This is a genomic window from Kushneria halocnemicola, assembly GCF_965650455.1.
In the GTDB taxonomy this organism is placed as follows: Bacteria; Pseudomonadota; Gammaproteobacteria; order Pseudomonadales; family Halomonadaceae; genus Kushneria.
Map to the genome: position 1 here is coordinate 676,378 of NZ_OZ287968.1, position 17,249 is coordinate 693,626.

Consider the following 17,249-nt stretch of genomic DNA (forward strand, 5'->3'; position numbering starts at 1 on the left):
TGACAATGCCATCCTATTCGAGTACTCGATCGGATCACGCCCGTGCCCTGCTGCTCGACGCGCACGGCCTCGACGATGCCGCGCTTTATCAGGGGCTTGAAACGGCCATGGGGCCGGGCATCGATTTTGCCGATATCTTTTTACAGCGCAGCTGGCGCGAGTCCTGGTCGCTGGAAGACGGCGAGGTCAAGGAGGCCGGCTACAGCATCGACAGCGGGCTGGGCATTCGCGCGCAGCACCTGGAGCAGACCGGGTTTGCCTACTCCAATCAGCTCAGCCGTGAGGCCATTGCCAGCACGGCGCATACCGCGTCGCTGATCGTGCGCGCCGGGCAGCGCACACCGCCGGTGGCGGTCGGTGCGCCGGTATCGGCGGCCGCGCGCTACGACAGCGATAATCCGCTGGCGTCACTGGGCGCTGATGACAAGGTGGCCATGCTCCAGCGCGCCGACCGGATTGCGCGCGCGGCGGACCCGGCGGTAACGCGAGTAAGCGTTTCGCTGAGCGCCTCCTATGAGGCCATCATGGTGCAAAACAGCGACGGCACCCAGGCACTGGACCTGCGTCCGCTGGTACGCTTTAACGTCTCGGTCATTGCCGTGCGTGACAGTCGCCGCGAGCGCGGCAGCGCCGGCGGAGGTGGTCGCTTCTCGCTGACGCAGTTCATGCGCGATGACGTGGCCGACCGCTACGCCCGCGAGGCCGTTCGTCAGGCGCTGGTCAATCTGGAGGCGATCGATGCGCCGGCCGGACAGCTGCCGGTCGTGCTGGCCAACGGCTGGCCGGGCGTGCTGCTGCACGAGGCGGTTGGACACGGTCTTGAAGGCGATTTCAACCGCCACGGCAGCTCGGCGTTCAGCGGTCGAATCGGCGAGCAGGTGGCGGCGCGCGGGGTCACCGTGGTGGATGATGCCACCTGTGAGGGCGGTCGAGGCTCGCTGAGCGTGGACGATGAAGGCACGCCCGGGCAGTACACGCCTCTGATCGAGGATGGCATTCTGACCGGCTACATGCAGGACCGGCTTAATGCGCGACTGATGGGCATGGCGCCGACCGGCAACGGGCGGCGCGAGTCCTATGCCCACCTGCCCATGCCCCGCATGACCAATACCTATATGCTTGCGGGCGCGCACGACCCCGAAGAGATCATTGCCTCGGTCGATCACGGCATTTACGCAGCAAGCTTTGGCGGCGGGCAGGTGGATATTACCTCGGGCCGCTTTGTCTTCTCGGCAAGCGAGGCCTATCTGATCGAAAACGGCAAAATCACCACGCCGGTACGCGGGGCCACCCTGATCGGTAATGGCCCTGAATCGATGGGGCGCATCTCGATGATCGGCAACGATCTGGCACTTGATACCGGGGTGGGCGTGTGCGGCAAGGAAGGGCAGTCCGTGCCTGTCGGCGTCGGACAGCCCACCCTGAAACTCGATGCCATGACGATCGGCGGCACGGCCGGTTAAAACGGCCGGCCGATCAGGACTTACAGCCCGGCGGTATCGCGAATCAGGCGGAAAAGCTTGCGGGCGCTGGCCGGTGGCTTGTCGGCGGCGCGTTCGGCCCGGGCGTTGCGAACCAGCTGGCCCAGCGTCTGACGATCCACGTCCGGGTATTCGTTGACAAAGGCGGTCAGGGTGTCGCTGTCGCCGTCGATCAGGCGGTCGCGCCACTGCTCCAGGTGATGAAAGCCGAGCTCACGCTGGCGCTTTTCACGCGCCATGGTGTCGAATTCGGCGCGAATCTCGTCGAGGTATTCGGCGCGCATGATCTTGCCGACATACTGCATGTGGCGGCGCCGGGCTTCGCGGGAAGTGATACGCCGGGTTTCGTCGATGGCGGCCAGCAGATCATCGGACAGCGGCAAGCGCGCACGCTCTTTGTCGGACAGGGCAATGATCTGCTCGCCGAGCTCCTTGAGATCCTGCGCTTCCTGTTTCAGGCGGGTCTTGTTGGGACGGCCGTTGTCATGATGAAACGCATCATGCGGGCTGTCGGTGTCAGAAGGCGTCTCCTCTACGGAGGGGGCGCGTGATTTTTTTCGTGGCGACATGCAAAAGCTCCGGCGAGCGAAGAACCAATGAATAGGGGAGGCGAGTATATCAGGCTCGTTCCCCTTCCAGGACAGACAGGAGAGCGCCATGGCGAGCACACTGGATATTGATGGTCAGCAGGCGGCACTGGAAACGGCCGTGGCGCAGGCACTGGAACACGCCCGAAGTGCCGGCGCGGATGCCTGTGAAATCGGCGCCAGCGTCCAGCAGGGCATGGAGATCAACGTGCGCGGGGGCAGCGTCGAGACGCTGGAGATGGCACGTGATCAGGGCATCGGTGTCACGCTGTATCTGGGTCGGCGCCGGGCCAGCGTCTCCAGCAGTGACGCGTCACCGGCTTCACTGGTGGATGCCATCGAGCGCGCACTCGATATTGCCCGCTATACGGCGGAAGATCCGGCCGCCGGGCTTGCCGACCCGGCGCTTCTGGCACGAGAGTTGCCCGACATGGGTATTCATCACCCCTGGGCGCTCGAGCCCGATGAGGGGATCGAACTTGCCAGGCGCTGCGAGCAGGGCGGTTTGGCACTGGAAGGCATCGACAGCAGCGATGGCGCCTCGCTGACCACCAGTGAAGGCGTCAGTGTCTATGGCAACAGCCATGGGTTCATGGGGGTCACGCGCGCCAGTCATCACGCGCTGTCGTGCATGATGATTGCTCGCGACAGCGCCGGGATGCAGCGCGATCACGACTACACCGTCAACTGTGACGCCTCTCGCCTTCGGGCGCCGGAGGCGGTCGGCCGCGTGGCGGCCGAGCAGGCCATGGCGCGACTGGGCGCTCGAACCATGGAAACCGGCAGAATGCCGGTGCTCTTTACGCCGGCGATGGCACGCTCGCTTATTGGCCATTTTCTCAACGCCATTGCCGGTGGCGCCGTGTTTCGCGAATCCTCCTTTTTGTGCGACGCCATGGGAGAGTCACTGTTTCCCGAGTGGCTGAGCCTTGGCGAGCGCCCGCGTGAATATGGCGCCATGGCCAGCAGCGCCTACGACGATGAGGGGGTCTATACGCGGGACAACGACTTTATCCGGGATGGGCGGCTGGCAGGGTGGATGCTCTCCAGCTATAGCGCCCGGCGACTGGGGCTTGTCACCACCGGCAACGCCGGCGGGGCGCGCAACGTGCGTCTACAGGCGCCGTTGACGCCCGAAAAAGAGCTTGTGGGCCGCATCGAGCGCGGTGTGCTGGTAACCGAGCTGATGGGCCAGGGGGTCAATACGGTAACGGGCGACTACTCCCGCGGGGCGGCAGGTTTTCTCATTGAGAAAGGCGAGATCGTGGCGCCGGTGGAGGAGTTCACCATTGCCGGCAACCTGCGCGACATGTTCCGCAATCTTGCTGCGCTGGGCGATGACATCGATCGACGCAGCAGCGTTCATACCGGCAGCTGGCTGATCGATGACATGATGATTGCCGGATAAAGAGGCATAGACCTTCAGGACCGGTCGAGGTCCTGAAGGCGCTTCAATACAGGGCGGTGGCCAGCCCCAGAAAGGCCACAAAGCCCACCACATCGGTAATAGTGGTCAAAAGCACTCCGCCTGACAGCGCCGGATCGATCGACAGCTTTTTCAGGATAACCGGGATCAGGGTGCCTGCCAGCGCCGCGACCAGCAGATTGATGATCATGGCCATGGCAATGATGGCGCCCAGTTTCATGTCATGAAAGCGCGCCACGGCCATGACAGCGACCACCGCAGCCCAGAGCACGCCGTTAATCGAGCCGGATAAAAGCTCGCGTACCACCAGCCAGCGCACGTTGGCGCCCGACACATGTCCCAGCGCAATACCGCGAATGAGCACGGTCAGGGTCTGTGATCCGGCAATCCCGCCCATGCTGGACACGATCGGCATCAAAACGGCCAGCGCGGCAATCTGCTGGATGGTGTCTTCAAAAAAGCCGATGGCAATCGAGACGATGGTGGCCGCCACCAGGTTGATGCCCAGCCAGACCGCGCGACGGCGGCTGGTGCGAAGTACCGGGGCGAAGGTGTCCTCTTCATCTTCAAGACCTGCCATGGTCATCATGGTGCGCGCCGAATTTTCGCGGATGACATCGACCACGTCATCGATGGTGATGCGTCCCAGCAGCCGGTTGTCGGCGCTGATGACCGGCGCCGAGATCAGGTCTCGGCGCTCGAAAATGCTGGCCACCTCATCTTCATGCATCAGTGCCGTGAGGGTAACCACGTCGGTATCCATGATTTCCCGCACGCTGATGCCGGGGTCACTGACCAGAATGCGATTGATGGGCAGGGCCCCGATCAGCTCGTCGTGGCGCGTCACGACCAGCAGGCTGTCGGTGGATTCGGGCAGGCGCTTGTGGCGACGCAGATAGCGCAGCACCACCTCCAGGGTGACATCCGGACGAATCGTGACGGTGTTGGTGTCCATCAGACCGCCGGCCGTGTCCTCGGGATAGGACAGGACCGCTTCGATGCGCGCCCGGCGGGTGGGCGTCATCATCGACAGGATGTCTTCAAGCGTCGTATGCGGCAGACGCTGCAGCAGATCGGCCGCGTCGTCGTTATCGAGCTGCTGGGTGGCCATCAGCAGCTGCGAGGCATCCATTCGGATCAGAAACCCGGTCTGGATATCGTCATTGAGATACTGAAGGATTTCACCCTTGGCGTGACTGTCGACCTGTTCCCACAGGATGTCACGCTCGCGCGGGGGCGTGGATTCCAGCAGTTGAGCAATGTCGGCAGGCGGCAGGCCGCGACGAAGCAGGCGGCGCACCTGGTCCATCTCCCGCTGCGCCAGAGCGTTTTCGAGTCGCTCCAGACGAGGCTGACGTCTCTTGTGGTTGTTGCTCATTGCCGTGACATCCCGGTGTCAGCCCATGTAAGAGACGCATTCTAGCAGAGAGTCGAACAATGTTCGTTAACGCCTGAGGGCGCTACTGGTCTTCGTCAAAGCGCGCGTCAAAAAGCGCCACGATGGCGGCCAGCGCCTCTTCGGCATCCTCGCCTTCCACTTGCACCTGCACCACGCTGGTACAGGGTGCGGCCAGCATCAAAAGGGACATGATGTTGGCGGCATCGGCGCTTTTGTCACCGTGGTGAATCGTCACTTTCGAGTCAAAGGGCTGACAGCACTGCACAAGACGCGTCGCGGCGCGTGCATGCAGCCCGCGACGGTTGGTCAGTGTCAGTTCACGCTGAAGCATCACCCGCCTCGCTGACAGCGCGCTGGATGGTCAGTTCGCGATGGCGAATGCGCACGGCCGGGAACTGACCGGCAAAGTGCTCGCCAAGCTGCTCGGTGAGATAGACCGATCGGTGCTGGCCGCCGGTACAGCCGATGGCCACGGTCAGATAGCTGCGATGGCTGGCAAGGTAGGAGGGCAGCCAGCGTTCGAGCCACTGACAGATATCGCCAAACATTGCCCTGACCTCGTCATGGGCTTCCAGAAAGGCGATCACGTCATCGTCCTGACCGGTCTGGGTGCGATAGCGCGGATCCCAGTAGGGATTGGGCAGACAGCGCACGTCAAACACCATGTCGGCATCCAGCGGCACGCCGCGCTTGAAACCAAAGGATTCAAAGGTCAGCGTCAGATCATTGATGTCGTGGCGCGCCACCTGTTCGGCCACGCGACGTCTGAGATCATGGACGGACTGATTGGAGGTGTCGATGATCAGATCGGCCGTATAGCGAAGGGGCGAGAGGAACTGGTGCTCCGCCTCGATCGCCTCGGCCAGCGTCATCTGGGTTTCCCGCGTCAGCGGGTGGCGGCGACGTGTGGCCGCATAGCGCTCAAGCAGCACTCGTGAGTCGGCCGTTAAATAGACCACCTGACAGTGAATGCCGCGGTTGGAAAGCGCTTCCAGATGTTCAGGAAAACGCTCGAGCGCACTGGGCAGATTGCGGGCATCGATACTGACCGCGACACGGTTGCGGTGCGGGCTGCCGGCTTCGAGTTCGTCGATCAGGGCCGACAACAGCATCGCCGGAAGATTGTCGATGGCATAAAAGCCCTGATCTTCCAGTGCCTGCAGCGCAATGGATTTCCCGGAACCGGAGCGTCCACTGACGATAACTAGTTCCATGGCCATGCTGCTTATACTCGCGTGGAAAGTTGACTGATGGCCTGCATCAGAATGTCATGAAGTTCCTGTTCATCGTGGGCGTTGCGCAGGGCATGCCGGGTTTCGGCAGCGTTCATGACTTCGGCGATCTGTGCCAGCAGGGAGAGGTGCGTGTCTTCGGCGGCTTCCGGTACCAGCAGTACAAAAAGCAGGTCAACAGGCTCGCCATCGATGGCATCGAAATCCACGGCCTGCTGAAGACGCATGAATCCGGCCAGTGGCTGGCGGCAGTGTGAGTTGCGTGCATGGGGAATGGCCACGCCATTCCCCACACCGGTACTCCCCAGACGCTCCCGGCTGATCAGACGGGAAAAGACTTCCTGACTGTCAAGACTGGGAATGTTTTGTGAGACGAACCCGCTGAAAAACTCCAGCACGCGCTTCTTGCTGCCTCCTTCCACGTCAAACAGGATTCGGTCGGAGGGGAGTATCTGATCAAGTGTCATGGGTTTACAGGTATTTGCCGTTGCCCTGGGAGCGGGCCTGTGTTTTCTCCTTGTGCTTGAGCAACTGTCGATCCAGCTTCTCGGTCAAGGCGTCGATGGCAACATAGAGATCTTCCTGCTCGGCCTGAGCATGAAGCTCGGCACCTGCGGCGTGGAGCGTGGCCGCAGCCTGCTGGCGCTCCTTCTCGACAGACAGGGTCACCTGAACATTGGTGATGTTGTCGTAGTGGCGTTCCAGCTTGGCAAGCTTTTGATTGACGTGCTCGCGCAGTGCATCGGTCAGTTCGACGTGGTGCCCGGTAATGTTTACCTGCATGGCATGCTCCCTGAATCGAAACGGATAACCGGCAGCCCGTGTGGTCTGCCGGACCTGCAAGCCTCTCCGGCTACTCTCAGATTGTAACGCTTTTCCGGTCGGCGCAAACCCTGAATCACATCGTTATCTGTCGCAGGGCTTTCGAGGCGCCATATTTCATGGCGGGATTCAGGCCAGACGCTTGCGCTCGCTGGAGGAGGGAATGCCCATGGCCTCACGATACTTGGCCACGGTGCGCCTGGCGACCATGATGCCGTTGTCGGCCAGAAGCTGCACCAGCCGGGCATCGGAGAGTGGGCGCCGCGGCGCTTCGTCACCGATGAACTTGCGTATGCGGGCGCGAATCGCCGTGCTGGCGTGGGCATCGCCTTCCTGACCGACATGGCTCGAGAAAAAGTACTTGAGCTCCTTGATGCCGCGCGGCGTATGGATGTATTTGCGCGTGGTGACCCGGGAGATGGTGGATTCATGCATGTCCACGGCCTGGGCAATATCGGCCAGAATCATGGGCTTGAGGGCCTCATCCCCGTGATCGATAAAGCCTGCCTGTCGCGTCATGATTTCCTGTCCGACCCGCAGCAGGGTGTCGTTGCGACTCGACAGACTCTTGAGCAGCCAGCGTGCTTCCTGAAGGTGCTCCTTGAGGAAGGTGTTGTCCTCGCTTTTATCGGCACGACGCACCATCGCGGCATAATCGGGCTGTATGCGAAGTTTTGGCAGCGCGTCCTGATTGAGTTCGACCTGCCAGCCATGACGGCCGTGATAGCGCAGGATCAGATCCGGGACGACAAGGTGCTGATCAACGGCCTCGAAGTCCTGTCCGGGGCGCGGGTTGAGCGAGCGAATGGTATGGATCACCTCATCAAGGGCGTCGTCATCCAGACTCAGACGACGTTTGAGAAGACGGCGATCGTTTTGCCCCAGCGGCTCGAGAAACTGGCGAATCAGGCGTCGGGTCTGGGCAAGCCAGGGGGTGTCGCTTGATCGCTGATCAAGCTGTAACAGCAGGCATTCGCGCAGATCGCGCGCAAAAACGCCCGTGGGTTCACACTGTTGAAGACGTGCCAGCATGCGCTCCATCTCGGCCTGTGCGAGATCGGCAAGGCCCTGCTGGCGCAGCCCCCTGACGAGGTCTTCAAGCCCCGTGCCGAGATAGCCGCTGGGCTCCAGCGCATCGAGCAGCGTGTCGGTCATCAGCTGCTCGCGCGGGTCCATGTCCATCAGCAGGATCTGTTCGCGCACATGTGACGTTAGATCGATGGCCTGAGCGTTGTGCTCGATATTCCAGCTGTCTTCCGCCGCGCCCGGGGTATTGTTGCTGCCGTTGGTATACACATCGTCCCAGCGGGCATCCAGCGGCAGCTCTTCCGGGATGGTGTCGGACCATTCATCCTGCGAAAGCGGCGTTTCCGGCTGTTCGATGGTCTGCTCTTCTTCGAGATCCAGCAGCGGGTTGCTCTCCAGCGCCATCTGAAGCTCCTGCTGCAGATCCAGCGTGGACAGCTGCAGCAGGTGAATGGCCTGCTGCAGCTGCGGCGTCATGGTGAGCTGAGTGCCGGTACGAAGCTGTAAGGCGGGTTTCATCATGGTCGTAACGCCCGGTCGCCAACGTTTGGTGCCACGCTATCCAGTCCGTGGCGACCTTGCAAGTGCTGAAGGCGCCATGAGCTGCAAATACCATGCCATTGACTGATAAGTCGATGGGGCTAAAGGCGAAACTCGTGACCCAGATAGACGTCACGTACGTGCTGGTTGTTCATCACGGCATTGGCATCGCCCTCGGCGATAATCAGGCCGCTGCCGACGATGTAGGCGTTGTCGCAGATGTCGAGCGTTTCACGCACGTTGTGATCGGTAATCAAAACGCCAATGCCACGGGTGCGGAGCTGGCGGATGATGCCCTTGATCTCGCCGACCGAAATGGGGTCCACGCCGGCAAAGGGTTCATCGAGCAGAATAAAGGCCGGCTCGATGGCAAGGGCGCGTGCGATCTCGACGCGCCGGCGCTCACCGCCGGACAGGCTCATGCCCATGTTGTCGCGAATATGGGTAATGCTGAACTCTTCAAGCAGCTGATCGAGACGTTCGCGACGCTGATGGCGATCAAGATCCTTGCGCGTTTCAAGGATGGCCAGAATGTTGTCGGCCACCGAAAGCTTGCGAAAGATGGAGGCTTCCTGAGGCAGGTAGCTGATGCCGGCGTGAGCACGCTTGTGCATCGGCCTGCGGCTGAGATCAAGATCATCGATGGCGACGCGGCCGGCATCGGCCTGGATCAGGCCCACGATCATGTAAAACGAGGTGGTCTTGCCTGCCCCGTTGGGGCCGAGCAGACCCACGATCTCGCCCTGTCGGATCGACAGGCTGATGTCCTGAACGACACGGCGCCCCTTGAAGCTTTTGGCCAGATGGGATGCGTGAAGGGTTTTCATTAATTGCTGCTGCCCTGTTGATCTTCGGGGGTGAGCTGCATGCGGACACGTCCGCCTGAACTGCTGTCAGAGCTGCTGCTGCCCTGAGTGCTCTGGTTGCCGCGCGCATTGACCTGGCGGGAGTCGAGAAAATACTCCACGTAGCCGCCGTTGAAGGTATCACCGCTTTGATGCAGCTCGGCGTTGCCGATCAGTTCGACGCGTCGCTCGCCGGCATGATAGATGATGGTGTTGCCCCAGCCCTTGGCCAGCGGATCGTTGGGCGCCGGCTGCTGTTCGATGTAGGCGCGTCCGCCGCTGCCGCCCTTGGCCGTCAGGCTCGACAGGCCGCCGCTCTGGGCGCGCTTGAGCTCAACCTGACTGGAGCGCAGCTTCATGGTGCCCTGGTCGACTTCGACGGTGCCGGTATAGACGGCCGTGCCGGCACGGTTGTCGATATTGAGCTCATCGGCACCGATGTTGATGGGCTTTTGGCGATCGCTTTCCAGGGCCATGGCCTGCTGACCGAGCAGTGCCAGCAGCAGGGCAGAGGTACACAGCAGCACAGGGCGTATCATGGGAATCCTTGTCATCATTCATGTTTGAAAAAGGCGGCGATTACTGGCGAATGGGGGGGTGAAAGCCCTGCACATTGCCTTCAAGCGTCATGCGATCCTCGTTGACCCAGCCGTCAAAGCGGTCACCACGGGTTCGCTGCTCGTTCTGGGTAAAGATGGCGTCACTATCGCTCCATGCATGTTGTGACGGTACATCATAATGCAGTACATCCGTTTCAAGTTGCCACCCGTCCGCCGGCTGACGCAGTACGGCGTTACCGGCCAGTTCAAACGTGTTGGCATTCGCCCCGAGCGTGGCGCGCTCGCCATCGGCCGTCCAGCGATTGCCATCACTGCCCAGCAGCGTGAAATGCGGCGTTGTGGCACGTGTCACGTCATCTTCGGGCGTGTGGGATACGCGTGGACTCTCCATGGTCTGCGACATGCGGCCCTGGTCATCGAAGCGGGTATAGGACACGCCTTCAAGGTAATAGTCCGGAACGCCGGCATCGCTGTCCGGCGCCGGCCCTGGTGTCATCAGGGTGTTGCGCTGATCGATCAGCGTCAGAACGCCGCCCAGCGCCAGTACCAGTGCCAGAATGCCAAGGCGTGTCCGTGTTCGTCCGGACGGGAGTCTGTCTCGAAAAGCCATGTACACTTCCTGTCGGAGTAGGCGCTGCAGCCTCAGGGCCGCTCGTGCGCACCAATGATATCCTGCCAGACGCCGCGTGCGCTCAGCAGCCACTCACAGAGTTCACGTACCGCGCCCTGTCCGCCGTCTGCCCGGGTGACCAGATTGGCACGCTGGCGAATATAGTCCGGGGCGTCCGCTACCGTCACGCCCAGCCCTGCATGCATGATGGCGCCCAGATCCGGCAGGTCGTCACCGCAGTAGCACACTTCTTCGGGCGCCAGATCGTGTTCCGCCATCAGGGCTTTTAGCACGACGCGCTTGTCGTCCCGGCCCTGAATGACGTGGCGAATGCCCAGTTCAAGGGCGCGCCGGTCGACGGCCGGGGAGACCCGACCGGTGATCAGGGCGACTTCGATGCCGGCCTGCATGACCAGCTTGAGCCCAAGGCCGTCACGCACATGAAATACCTTGTCGCCATCGTGCTGGGCCTGTGAGGTGTAACGAAGGCGCCCATCGGTCAGCACGCCGTCGACGTCCAGCGCCAGCAGGCGAATGGGGTGGGCGCGCGCCGTCAGTGAAGTACTCGTCTCATCAAAGCGTGTCATGGCGTGTGCCTTCAAATATTGAGCAGGCTGATCGACCGTGTGTGGCCAGCAGCAGGCGCTTTTGCGTTCGAATGAAGCGAAATGTTGCTAGACAATGCCGCTTCTGAGCAGGTCGTGCATCTTGAGAAGCCCGGTGGGCCGATGCCGGTCATCCACCACGACCAGTGCCGTAATGCGGTGGTCTTCCATGATCCTGACGGCCTCGGCTGCAAGCGTTGGCGCCTCGATGGTACGTCCGCCCGGCGTCATGACATTTTTGATGATCAGCTGTCGAACATCGCCGTGGCGGTCGATCGTCCGGCGCAGGTCGCCATCGGTATAGATGCCCACGAGACGGCCGGCATCATCAGTAATGCAGGTAAAGCCGTGGCCCTTGCGGGTCATTTCCATCAGCGCCTCGCTGAGCATCGCCTCCTGATGAATGACCGGCAGTTCGTCGCCGGTGTGCATCAGATCTTCCACGCGCAGCAGCAAACGTTTGCCCAGCGTGCCGCCCGGATGAGACAGGGCAAAGTCTTCCGGGCCGAAACGACGCGCTTCAAGCAGGGCAATTGCCAGTGCATCGCCCAGCGCCAGGGCCGCCGTGGTGGAGGAGGTCGGCGCCAGGTTCAGCGGACAGGCCTCCTGTGCCACGCTGGCATCAAGATGGACGTCGGCGTGTCTGGCAAGACTTGATGAGGCATTGCCGGTCATCGCGATCATGGGGGTGCCCAGTCGCTTGAAAAGTGGCAAAAGCGCTGTCAGCTCAGCGGTCTCGCCGGAGTTGGACAGCGCCAGGACAAGGTCGTTGCGCACCAGCATTCCCAGGTCGCCGTGGCTTGCCTCGCCGGCATGCACAAAAAACGAGGGCGTGCCGGTACTGGCCAGGGTGGCCGCCGTTTTTCGTCCCACATGGCCTGACTTGCCGACGCCGATGACCACCACACGACCGCTGCAGCGCAGAATGTGCTGACAGGCGCGGGTAAAGGGCTCATCGAGACGCTCGCACAGATCCTTCAGGGCGTTTTGCTCAAGCAAAAGGGTGCGTCGTGCGCTGGCCAGAAAGTCGTAATCGGTATCAGGTGTCGTCATGGCAGTGAATTCTGACGCCGGATGCCCCCGGGCACAAGCGCAACCGTGTGGACGATACCGGAACCATTTCTGCGTCGGTGGCAGGGTGCTTGTCGATCATCGAACACGTGATTTTTATGCCTTTATGGCAGTTGACGGCAACGGGCACTGGTGGGGGTGGGTATAATTCGGATACGATGTTCGCTAACTCCATATCCTTTTGTGTTTACTCAGGAGTTGTATGTCCGACTCAACACTGGTCAGCGTCGAGAATCTTCACTTCTCGCGAGCTGGCAGACCCATTTTTTCGGGCGTTGATCTGGAGATTCCGAAAGGGCGCATTACGGCCATCATGGGACCCAGTGGCACCGGCAAGACAACCCTGCTCAAACTGATCGCCGGACAGCTCACGCCGGATTCGGGCAGTGTGCATGTCGGTCAGGACAACGTGCATCGGCTCTCCCGTCAGGCGCTGTTTCGGATGCGTCGTCGTATGGGCATGCTGTTTCAGAGCGGGGCGCTGTTTTCGGATCTGAGCGTGTTTGAAAACGTGGCCTTCCCGCTGCGCGTTCATACCGACCTGCCCGAGCACATGATTCGTGATCTGGTGCTGATCAAGCTGCAGGCCGTGGGCCTTCGTGGCGCCCGTGATCTTATGCCCGCCGAGCTTTCAGGCGGCATGACCCGGCGTGTGGCGCTGGCACGGGCCATTGCGCTGGATCCGGACCTGATCATGTATGACGAGCCCTTTGTCGGTCAGGACCCGATATCCATGGGGGTACTGGTCACGCTGATTCGCCGACTCAACAGCGCCTTTAACATGACGGCCATTGTGGTGTCTCACGATATCAAGGAGACGCTATCGATTGCCGATCATGTCTACGTGATTGCCGATGGCCGCGTGATGGCCAGCGGGTCGCCGGCATCACTGCGCGAAGCGCAGGACCCCCGGGTCAGCCAGTTCATTCGGGGCGAGCCTGACGGCCCGGTGCCCTTTCACTATCCCTCGAAGAATTTCTACGAAGATATTCTTGCCCCATCGGAGGTGTCGTGATGTCACCGTTGACGTCTCTGGGGCAAAAAACGCTGGATGCGCTCGAATCGCTTGGGCGCAGTGCCATCTTTCTGGCACAGGCCCTTTGCCATCTGCCCCGCGCTGAAGGTGTCAGGCTGTGGCTGCGACAGATGTATTTCGTGGGTGTCATGTCACTGCCCATCGTTGCTGTCTCGGGGCTTTTCATCGGTATGGTCATCGCACTTCAGGGCTATCTGGTGCTGTCCGGGTTCGGCGCCGATGAGGCGCTGGGCCAGATGGTGGCACTGTCCCTGTTGCGGGAGCTGGCTCCTGTCGTGACGGCGCTTTTGTTTGCCGGTCGTGCCGGTTCGGCGCTGACCGCCGAGATCGGACTCATGAAGGCAACCGAGCAGCTTTCCAGCATGGAGATGATCGGCGTTGATCCGTTGCGTCGGGTCATCTCGCCACGGCTCTGGGCAGGCTTTGTGTCCATGCCGATACTGACCGTGTTTTTCAGCGTGATCGGTATTGCAGGCGGCTACCTTGTCGGCGTGGACTGGCTGGGTGTCGATCAGGGCTCGTTCTGGGGCAACATGCAAAGCAGCGTTGTCTTCATGGATGATGTCATGAACGGCATGCTGAAAAGCGTGGTCTTTGGTGTCGTCGTGACATGGATCGCCGTCTTTCAGGGTTACGATCTCGTACCGACCTCCGAGGGAATTTCGCGCGCCACGACTCGAACCGTTGTCTTTGGTTCGCTGGCCGTGCTGGGGCTGGATTTCATTTTGACCGCGCTGATGTTTGGAGAATTCTGATGAAGCGCTCTAAGTGGCTTGAAACCGGTGTGGGTGCCTTTGTACTGGCCGGATTTCTGGGACTCGTTTTTCTGGGTCTACAGGTAAGTGGTCTCGCTCCCGGGCAGGCTGAGCAGAATTTCACGGTGCATGCGAACTTCAGCAACATCGGTGGTCTCAAGGAGCGTTCAAGAGTCACCATGGCGGGTGTCACCGTGGGCCGTATCACGGACATCGAGCTGGACCCGCAGTGGCTTGAAGGACGTATAACGATGAAGATCGACAGCGATGTGGGTGAAAAGCTGTCGGAAGACTCCACGGCGTCTATTCTGACGGCAGGGCTTCTGGGCGAGAAATACATCGGCCTTTCAACCGGTGGGGCGCCCGAGATGATCGAGGATGGCGGCACCATTCGCGATACGCAGTCGGCGCTGGTGCTCGAAGAGCTGATTCAACAGTTTGTCTCGAACATGTCCAAGTAACCTCAACGACGAGCGCCGTGACGCTGTTCGGCGCTCCCGCAATATGTATCGCCAGGAGGTGATGTAGATGAAAAAAGTCTCCCGTTATGTTGGTGTGCTGGTAGCGGCCATGATCGGCATGGGCGTGATGTCTGCCCAGGCGGCCAATCAGTCTCCGCACGAGGTGGTCAGCCAGAGCGTTGAGCAGCTGATGTCAAAGCTCGACAACAATCAGGACCGCTATCGCAACAACCCCGACGAGCTTAAAAGTGTGGTTGAGCAGAACATCGACCCCATCGTTGACTGGCGCTATGCCTCGGCAAGCGTCATGGGCAAGTACTTTCAGGCGGCAAGCCCTGAGCAGCGCAGCCGGTTTGCGCGCGTGTTCAAGCAGACCCTGATCGATACCTATGCCCAGGGGCTGGTGACGTTTGACTACCAGGACGTGCGTGTACTCGATAACAATCAGAACACGCGCTACGAAGATCAGGCCAGCGTTGATATGGAAGTCGTGGCGGCCAATGGCCAGCGCTATCCGGTCTCCTACACGATGCGTGAGCGCAGCGGCGAGTGGAAAGTGATCAACGTGGTGGTCAACGGCATCAATCTGGGGCTGACTTTCCGCAACCAGTTTGACCAGGCCATGCGCTCCAATAACCGCGACTTTGATGCGGTCATCAACGGCTGGTCGCCCGATGTTGACCTTGAAGAGGGCGACGGAGACAACCAGAAGGCCCAGGGCTGATGAGCGATACGCTCTACAGCGATGATGCCGTTACCCTCGAGGCTCGCGATGCTGCCCTTTACCTGAAGGGCGCACCGGGCTTTGACAACGCGCCAGAGCTGGCCAGGGCCGGTATCAACTGGCTCGAGAAATATCAGGGGGCACAGGTCTCCTTTAATCTGTGCGGCGTTAACCGTACCAGCAGCGCCACCATCTCGGTGCTGCTTGAGTGGCTGCGCATGACACAGAAAAGAACGCTGGAAGTGGATCGCATCACGCTTTCGGACAGCATGCGTGAACTCATCGAGATGGCAGAGTTGAGCGATGTGTTTCCGGCGCATGAAACCTCGTTTGCGACAGCCGGCGAGTCGTGAACCTCTGAGTCGATAATTCATGATTGAAGGGCGGCGTCACTGACGCCGCCTTTTTTTTATGTCCATTCGCGCCGGGTCATGCTTTTCATTTACCATTGGCACCCAACACACCAGTACAGGAGTCATCATGCAACCCGAAGAGGTCAAGCACCTGCTCCAGGCCCGAATCGATGGATGTGAATTTCATATTCAGGGAGAAGGGTGCAATTTTCAGGTCACCGCCATCGGTGACGTTTTTGAAGGCATGAGTCCCGTCAAACGTCAGCAGCTGATCTATTCGGCGCTTTCCGAAGAGATTGCCAGCGGCGCGCTGCATGCCATTACCATCAAGGCCAGAACGCCGGCTCAGTGGGCCAGTGCGTCACCTGATTCAGATCGTGTTTGATTGCCGTGGAAACCTGATGAATGGATAAACTGATTATCAGCGGTGGCCGGCCGCTGTCCGGCGAAGTCTGGACGTCGGGTGCCAAGAATTCGGCCCTGCCCATTCTTGCTGCCACGTTGCTGGCCGATGAGCCGGTAACCATCGGCAACCTGCCGCATCTGCAGGACATTACCACCACGCTCGAGCTGCTCGGGCGCATGGGGGTAGAGCCCATCATGGGCGAGAAGATGAGCATCCAGCTCGATGGCCGGGTCAGGGACTGTCATGCCCCCTATGACCTGGTCAAAAAGATGCGGGCCTCGATTCTGGTACTGGGGCCATTGCTTGCCCATTTCGGGACCGCCGATGTCTCGCTGCCCGGCGGCTGCGCCATCGGCTCTCGCCCGGTGGATCTGCACATCCGCGGTCTGCAGGCCATGGGCGCCGATATCAAGGTGGAAAGCGGCTACATTCGTGCCAGAGCGCCCGATGGTCTGAAAGGCGCCCATATCGTGATGGATACGGTTACGGTGACGGGCACGGAAAACCTTCTGATGGCCGCAACGCTTGCCGAAGGGCGTACAGTGCTGGAAAACGCCGCCCGCGAGCCTGAGATCGTGGATCTGGCCGAGTGTCTGATCGCAATGGGTGCAAACATCAGCGGCCATGGCAGCAGCACCATTACCATCGAGGGCGTCAAGCGCCTGCACGGCTGTCACTACGACGTCATGCCCGATCGCATCGAAACCGGCACCTTTCTGGTGGCCGCAGCGGCGACTCGTGGCAGGGTCCGGGTGCGTAATGCCCGCGCCGATACCATGGAAGCGGTGCTGCTCAAGCTGGAGGAAGCCGGTGCCGAGATCGAAACCGGCGACGGCTGGATTTCGCTGGACATGCACGGTCGCCGGCCCAAAGCCGTCAACATTCGCACGGCACCCTATCCGGCCTTTCCGACCGACATGCAGGCGCAGTTCGTGGCGCTCAACGCCGTGGCCGAAGGCAGCGGTCGTGTGGTTGAAACCATTTTTGAAAATCGTTTCATGCATGTTCAGGAAATCAACCGCATGGGCGCGGACATTTCCCTGGAAGGCAACACGGCACTGGTCAACGGCGTCGAGCACTTGAGCGGCGCGCCCGTCATGGCGACCGATCTTCGCGCCTCGGCAAGCCTTGTCATTGCCGCACTGGTCGCTGAGGGTGAGACGGTAGTGGATCGTATCTATCACATCGACCGCGGCTACGAGTGCATCGAGGAAAAGCTTCAGCTGATGGGGGCGCGTATTCGTCGCGTGCCGCGCTAGGGGCCGCACGGGTACACGCCACGCCGATTCATTTTTGCAGCCATTGAAGAT

The 17,249-nt window shown here is 60.8% G+C and carries 21 protein-coding genes; 9 read left to right on the forward strand and 12 right to left on the reverse strand.

The genetic code is table 11. The annotated features are described in order from the left end of the window. Nucleotides 1-5: 5 nt before the first annotated feature. Nucleotides 6-1,463 carry a metalloprotease TldD gene (gene tldD / locus ACS92L_RS02930; RefSeq protein ID WP_438768397.1) on the forward strand — a complete coding sequence of 486 codons (1,458 nt, stop codon included), beginning with the start codon at nt 6-8 and terminating at the stop codon, nt 1,461-1,463. Nucleotides 1,464-1,483: 20 nt separating this feature from the next. On the opposite strand, the gene yjgA is transcribed toward tldD, so the two are convergent. Then, the gene (yjgA, locus tag ACS92L_RS02935) at nt 1,484-2,050 is read right to left on the reverse strand and encodes a ribosome biogenesis factor YjgA (RefSeq protein WP_438766939.1); all 567 of its coding nucleotides are present in this window, start codon (nt 2,048-2,050) and stop codon (nt 1,484-1,486) included. A gap of 88 nt (nt 2,051-2,138) precedes the next feature. Here yjgA and pmbA point away from each other — a divergent pair, with 88 nt between their 5' ends. Next, nucleotides 2,139-3,476: a metalloprotease PmbA gene (pmbA, locus tag ACS92L_RS02940; protein ID WP_438766941.1), complete on the forward strand. Its 1,338-nt coding sequence runs from the start codon at nt 2,139-2,141 to the stop codon at nt 3,474-3,476. A 43-nt stretch (nt 3,477-3,519) separates the two neighbouring features. Here the strand turns inward: pmbA and mgtE are convergent, their stop codons facing one another. The 11 genes from mgtE to ACS92L_RS02995 form a co-directional block, all read right to left on the reverse strand. Then, nucleotides 3,520-4,872, reverse strand: a complete 1,353-nt coding sequence (gene mgtE / locus ACS92L_RS02945; RefSeq protein WP_438766943.1) for a magnesium transporter — start codon at nt 4,870-4,872, stop codon at nt 3,520-3,522. An 82-nt stretch (nt 4,873-4,954) separates the two neighbouring features. Further along, nucleotides 4,955-5,224 (reverse strand): HPr family phosphocarrier protein, encoded by a 270-nt coding sequence (locus ACS92L_RS02950; RefSeq protein WP_438766945.1) that lies wholly within the window; start codon nt 5,222-5,224, stop codon nt 4,955-4,957. Next, nucleotides 5,211-6,107, reverse strand: a complete 897-nt coding sequence (rapZ, locus tag ACS92L_RS02955) for an RNase adapter RapZ (RefSeq protein WP_438766947.1) — start codon at nt 6,105-6,107, stop codon at nt 5,211-5,213. The genes ACS92L_RS02950 and rapZ overlap by 14 nt, the downstream gene beginning before the upstream one ends. A gap of 11 nt (nt 6,108-6,118) precedes the next feature. Continuing rightward, on the reverse strand, nt 6,119-6,592 hold the full coding sequence (gene ptsN / locus ACS92L_RS02960; protein WP_438766949.1) for a PTS IIA-like nitrogen regulatory protein PtsN: 474 nt from the start codon (nt 6,590-6,592) through the stop codon (nt 6,119-6,121). Nucleotides 6,593-6,596: 4 nt separating this feature from the next. Further along, nucleotides 6,597-6,908 carry a ribosome hibernation-promoting factor, HPF/YfiA family gene (hpf, locus tag ACS92L_RS02965; RefSeq protein ID WP_115853448.1) on the reverse strand — a complete coding sequence of 104 codons (312 nt, stop codon included), beginning with the start codon at nt 6,906-6,908 and terminating at the stop codon, nt 6,597-6,599. Nucleotides 6,909-7,076: 168 nt separating this feature from the next. Further along, the gene (locus ACS92L_RS02970; protein ID WP_438766951.1) at nt 7,077-8,495 is read right to left on the reverse strand and encodes an RNA polymerase factor sigma-54; all 1,419 of its coding nucleotides are present in this window, start codon (nt 8,493-8,495) and stop codon (nt 7,077-7,079) included. Between the two features lie 119 nt (nt 8,496-8,614). Further along, entirely contained in the window at nt 8,615-9,340 is a 726-nt protein-coding gene (gene lptB, locus ACS92L_RS02975; RefSeq protein WP_438766953.1) for an LPS export ABC transporter ATP-binding protein, read from the reverse strand. Next, nucleotides 9,340-9,897 (reverse strand): lipopolysaccharide transport periplasmic protein LptA, encoded by a 558-nt coding sequence (lptA, locus tag ACS92L_RS02980; protein WP_438766955.1) that lies wholly within the window; start codon nt 9,895-9,897, stop codon nt 9,340-9,342. The genes lptB and lptA overlap by 1 nt, the downstream gene beginning before the upstream one ends. A 40-nt stretch (nt 9,898-9,937) precedes the next feature. Next, nucleotides 9,938-10,528 (reverse strand): LPS export ABC transporter periplasmic protein LptC, encoded by a 591-nt coding sequence (lptC, locus tag ACS92L_RS02985; RefSeq protein ID WP_438766957.1) that lies wholly within the window; start codon nt 10,526-10,528, stop codon nt 9,938-9,940. Nucleotides 10,529-10,560: 32 nt separating this feature from the next. Next, complete coding sequence (locus ACS92L_RS02990) at nt 10,561-11,115, reverse strand: KdsC family phosphatase (protein ID WP_438766959.1); 555 nt, start codon at nt 11,113-11,115, stop codon at nt 10,561-10,563. A gap of 87 nt (nt 11,116-11,202) precedes the next feature. Then, nucleotides 11,203-12,186: a KpsF/GutQ family sugar-phosphate isomerase gene (locus tag ACS92L_RS02995; RefSeq protein WP_438766961.1), complete on the reverse strand. Its 984-nt coding sequence runs from the start codon at nt 12,184-12,186 to the stop codon at nt 11,203-11,205. Between the two features lie 220 nt (nt 12,187-12,406). Between ACS92L_RS02995 and ACS92L_RS03000 the strand changes: the two genes are divergently transcribed. From ACS92L_RS03000 to murA, 7 genes are all read left to right on the forward strand, one after another. Continuing rightward, entirely contained in the window at nt 12,407-13,219 is an 813-nt protein-coding gene (locus ACS92L_RS03000) for an ABC transporter ATP-binding protein (protein ID WP_115853441.1), read from the forward strand. Continuing rightward, nucleotides 13,219-13,995 carry a lipid asymmetry maintenance ABC transporter permease subunit MlaE gene (gene mlaE, locus ACS92L_RS03005; RefSeq protein WP_115853440.1) on the forward strand — a complete coding sequence of 259 codons (777 nt, stop codon included), beginning with the start codon at nt 13,219-13,221 and terminating at the stop codon, nt 13,993-13,995. Before ACS92L_RS03000 ends, mlaE begins: the two co-directional genes overlap by 1 nt. Then, nucleotides 13,995-14,456: an outer membrane lipid asymmetry maintenance protein MlaD gene (gene mlaD, locus ACS92L_RS03010; RefSeq protein ID WP_438766964.1), complete on the forward strand. Its 462-nt coding sequence runs from the start codon at nt 13,995-13,997 to the stop codon at nt 14,454-14,456. The genes mlaE and mlaD overlap by 1 nt, the downstream gene beginning before the upstream one ends. Before the next feature lie 67 nt (nt 14,457-14,523). Continuing rightward, nucleotides 14,524-15,180, forward strand: coding sequence for an MlaC/ttg2D family ABC transporter substrate-binding protein (locus tag ACS92L_RS03015; RefSeq protein ID WP_438766966.1), 657 nt, complete (start codon nt 14,524-14,526; stop codon nt 15,178-15,180). Next, complete coding sequence (locus ACS92L_RS03020) at nt 15,180-15,533, forward strand: STAS domain-containing protein (protein ID WP_438766968.1); 354 nt, start codon at nt 15,180-15,182, stop codon at nt 15,531-15,533. The genes ACS92L_RS03015 and ACS92L_RS03020 overlap by 1 nt, the downstream gene beginning before the upstream one ends. 127 nt (nt 15,534-15,660) lie before the next feature. Continuing rightward, nucleotides 15,661-15,918, forward strand: coding sequence for a BolA family protein (locus ACS92L_RS03025; RefSeq protein ID WP_438766970.1), 258 nt, complete (start codon nt 15,661-15,663; stop codon nt 15,916-15,918). Between the two features lie 20 nt (nt 15,919-15,938). Next, nucleotides 15,939-17,198 (forward strand): UDP-N-acetylglucosamine 1-carboxyvinyltransferase, encoded by a 1,260-nt coding sequence (gene murA / locus ACS92L_RS03030; RefSeq protein ID WP_438766972.1) that lies wholly within the window; start codon nt 15,939-15,941, stop codon nt 17,196-17,198. Nucleotides 17,199-17,249 lie beyond the last annotated feature (51 nt).